Origin of the sequence: Microcystis sp. M169S2 (assembly GCF_020245865.1) — a bacterium.
Classification (GTDB): Bacteria; Cyanobacteriota; Cyanobacteriia; order Cyanobacteriales; family Microcystaceae; genus Microcystis; species Microcystis ichthyoblabe_A.
Genome location: NZ_JADBUB010000193.1, coordinates 1 through 3,026, shown reverse-complemented (window position 1 = coordinate 3,026; position 3,026 = coordinate 1). Strand labels below are relative to the sequence as shown.

Annotated in this window: 5 protein-coding genes and 2 pseudogenes; 1 reads left to right on the top strand and 6 read right to left on the bottom strand. The window is 38.4% G+C overall.

Annotated elements, in window-relative coordinates; translation table 11 throughout:
* The coding region (locus tag IM485_RS18390) for an Rpn family recombination-promoting nuclease/putative transposase (protein WP_287744867.1) at positions 1-393 on the bottom strand (393 nt) is incomplete at its 3' end.
* 27 nt (positions 394-420) lie between these two features.
* On the opposite strand from IM485_RS18390, the gene IM485_RS18385 reads away from it, so the two are divergent.
* Complete coding sequence (locus IM485_RS18385) at positions 421-654, top strand: hypothetical protein (protein WP_287744864.1); 234 nt, start codon at positions 421-423, stop codon at positions 652-654.
* Positions 655-778: 124 nt separating this feature from the next.
* Here the strand turns inward: IM485_RS18385 and IM485_RS18380 are convergent, their stop codons facing one another.
* The 5 genes and pseudogenes from IM485_RS18380 to IM485_RS18370 form a co-directional block, all read right to left on the bottom strand.
* On the bottom strand, positions 779-1,786 hold the full coding sequence (locus IM485_RS18380; RefSeq protein WP_287744862.1) for a GNAT family N-acetyltransferase: 1,008 nt from the start codon (positions 1,784-1,786) through the stop codon (positions 779-781).
* A 76-nt stretch (positions 1,787-1,862) separates the two neighbouring features.
* Positions 1,863-2,066, bottom strand: a pseudogene (locus tag IM485_RS23070) (hypothetical protein); the annotation flags it as partial.
* A 111-nt stretch (positions 2,067-2,177) separates the two neighbouring features.
* Positions 2,178-2,357, bottom strand: coding sequence for a DUF4347 domain-containing protein (locus IM485_RS18375; RefSeq protein ID WP_238142059.1), 180 nt, complete (start codon positions 2,355-2,357; stop codon positions 2,178-2,180).
* A 12-nt stretch (positions 2,358-2,369) separates the two neighbouring features.
* Positions 2,370-2,447, bottom strand: a pseudogene (locus IM485_RS23065) (DUF4347 domain-containing protein); the annotation flags it as partial.
* A gap of 173 nt (positions 2,448-2,620) precedes the next feature.
* The coding region (locus IM485_RS18370) for a DUF4351 domain-containing protein (RefSeq protein WP_287744859.1) at positions 2,621-3,026 on the bottom strand (406 nt) is incomplete at its 5' end.

The following is a 3,026-nucleotide window of genomic DNA, read 5'->3' as shown; positions in this document are numbered from 1 at the left end:
ATCGGGAAAATCGACTACATATTGACTAATCGCTGCTCTTTTTGGCTTTGAATAAGAAAAAATTACAATCGGATAAATCGGTAAGACAAATTTCTCATGAAAGCGAGCAAAATAAGTAAACATTCGCCGGTTAAACCACTTTTGGGAACTTTCCTGCGCCTCTACATGAATCAGAAAAAAAGATTCTTTTCCTCGAAACTTAACCTGTGCGACTAAATCGCTTTCATACCTTTCTCCTTCCGTGACATCGGTAAATACTTCTTTGTCTAAAAAAGTAATCGAGTCCCTATCTAAATAATCTATCAATTGAGGGAAAAACAACTCGATAAATTCGACAAAAAAGGTGGAGATTAACTCCTTAAATAAGCGATCATGGTCAATATTATTAGTCATGTAATGTCATCTTAACTAATCTGAACGATGAATGACTACTCTTGTCTATTGTATTCTGAAAAGTCGGTTTTGGCAACGGATTGTTATGATCTCACCCCCTTAACCTACGAGGAGATGGGGATGCTTCCCGCAAAAAACCCCACAGAAAACGGGTTTCTTCAAGAAACCCGTTTTCTAGAGAGTTGGTTCTTCGTTACTTGGTATGGTTCGATAGGGGGACATAAATCGACTAAATCCTTATCTGGCAAAAGACTTAATTGATTAGTTCGCTCTAGAGCAAAAATAATTGACAAAAATCGCTAAATGCCTTTCTCTATAAGGGTTCCATCCCTTATAATCCCCGTCCATTGCATAACACAAACCGAAGAGCCAGAGAGTTTAAAGATCAATTGGTGGATTTAAAGAGTGGTTTTCCTTCTGGTAATCGCCTAATTTTCCCCGACTCATCCCGTTCTACTTCTGCAAAAACATAATTGCCATTACTATCTTGCTTTAAGCATAATTTCCCATCTACTTGTTCATAAACAGGTGGACAAAATTGAGGGATTCCTCCAAATTCTACTACCTCACCCCCTAGCTCTTGTAAGATAGGACATAAGATGAGATTTTCTTCCTCATCAAAGACAAAATTATGAGTATTCGGATCTTGTAAAGGGAGAGGATAAATCGGTAAACCCATCGAACTCGTCAAAGCCTTTCCTGCTGCATCCCTAACTGGCTCTAAAAAAATTGGTTTTCCTTGAGAATTCTTGACAATTTCTTGAGTTTTTACATCCCTTAAAACAATTGTTCCAGTCGGTATAACTTCCTTTTCTATTAGCCTTAAATGAGCCTGGTGTAAATTCGGTAAATTCTTCTCCGATATGTTAAAATGTTTTGTATATTGAATCGCGGCTTTAACAAAGCCCAAGCGTTCTAATAATACCTGAATCCCTTGCTGATCTATACTGATTAATAAGTCAATATCGCTAACCTTTAGTTCTTCCGCTTTAGCAATCGCCGCTTTAATCAACAAATTAATCGTGTCCGGTTTGCGGTGCTTTTCTTTAACATACATCCCCAAAACTGCACCCACACGACGGGGAATGAAAGGATTTTCCCACATTTCCAAAGCAGAAATCTGGGGAGGTGGGGTCTCATCATAAACATAAGTAAAGAGAAACCCGACGATTTGCTGCTCATATTCCAAGACAAAACCGAAAGATAGCGGTTTTTTAAGCTGATACCTCACATATCCTTCATAGTCAAAATCAGGTTTCAGATTGATCGAGGGATCAGCATCCGATCGCCTTTGAGCAAAATCTCGCCAAAGAGGAGCGATCGCTATTGCATCTTCAGGTCTAGCTAGTCGTTGATGATACATAGTTTTGCCAAGATTATGCTTGTTTTCCATACTATATTCTGACAAGTCTGCTTTGGCAACAGATAATTAGTCACTGATAAATGATAACTGGTAACTGGTAGCTGATAACTGAACAGATTTTGTCAGCGAAACGTTTTTTTGTCTTAGCTGAAGCGGTAATCCGTTTGAGTTATTTTTCTAGGGATTCGGGAATTTTTGTCCAATCAATCAATTGGTGAACTTCGGGAAAGAAAAAGTATAAAAACGCTTCAAAATACTCGGTTAATGCTTCTTTTCAGGGTTCATCATAATTGGCGGTTGTTTGGTTCATGGCGAGTCGCTGTCAATCAGAAAGTTAGGCGATCCTCTAGATTCATTACTCCCCATAAATATCATCAATGCTACTTGTCGTCACAAAACTTCCCATTAGAGCAACCTACATCTACATCTTAGCTAATGTTTCAACAAAGGTTTTATTCTCTCCCTTTGTCACCGGGAAACTCACCTCTAATTCCCAACTTCCTGTCAAGGATGCATTTCCTACCCGTCCACTGGAAGCCGCTATTTTCGCCCCAGTATTTAATTCGCGTGCGGTTAAACCCTGATTTCTCGCACTATTCACCTGATTAACTTAACTCAAGCCATCAGATTCAGCAAAATTGAACAAAACATCGTCAACAGCAGGAAGAATCGGCAACGGAGTAGAAGTAATGACATTGACTGGAAAATATGACTGTGGCTATTTTATGCAAACAATCCCCAATCTTTCAATATCCTTGTGACAGAAATTAACATTTATTACAAGAAACCGGGTTTCTCGAAGAAACCCGGTTTCTCAGTTCTCAATTGCGGGTTGTTGCGAAGATGCGATCACCAAAGTCAAAGCTAGGCAGTTAAAGTATTTAACCAATTGATTAAATCTTCAACCGTAGAGAAGTCGAATAAAGCTTCTCCTAATACTTCGACATTATCAATACTTAACTGCATAATTTGAGTTTCTAATGAAGGATTAATCTCCCCTAACTTGCGTTTAAGTTGACGAAGAATCAATGTCTTTTCACGTTCAATACCTTGTTCAATACCTTGTTCAATACCTTGTTCGATACCTTGTTCAATACCTTGTTCAATACCTTGACGCATCCAACTGGTAGTAATTTGCATAACTCCCTCCTGTACGGGTTGACTAAATGTGCTAATCTCTTCTTGGAATTGTCTCTCTTCCACTGGATTAAGATTAAGATATGTATCAATAAATCCAGAAATTAATTGCATTTTCGCTGGATTTAAGCTT

What these genes read in the sequence shown, in the direction of transcription:
- IM485_RS18385 (WP_287744864.1), top strand. Translation starts at nt 421, where the DNA reads ATGAATGACTACTCTTGTCTATTGTATTCTGAAAAGTCGGTTTTGGCA.
- IM485_RS18380 (WP_287744862.1), bottom strand. Translation starts at nt 1,786, where the DNA reads ATGGAAAACAAGCATAATCTTGGCAAAACTATGTATCATCAACGACTA.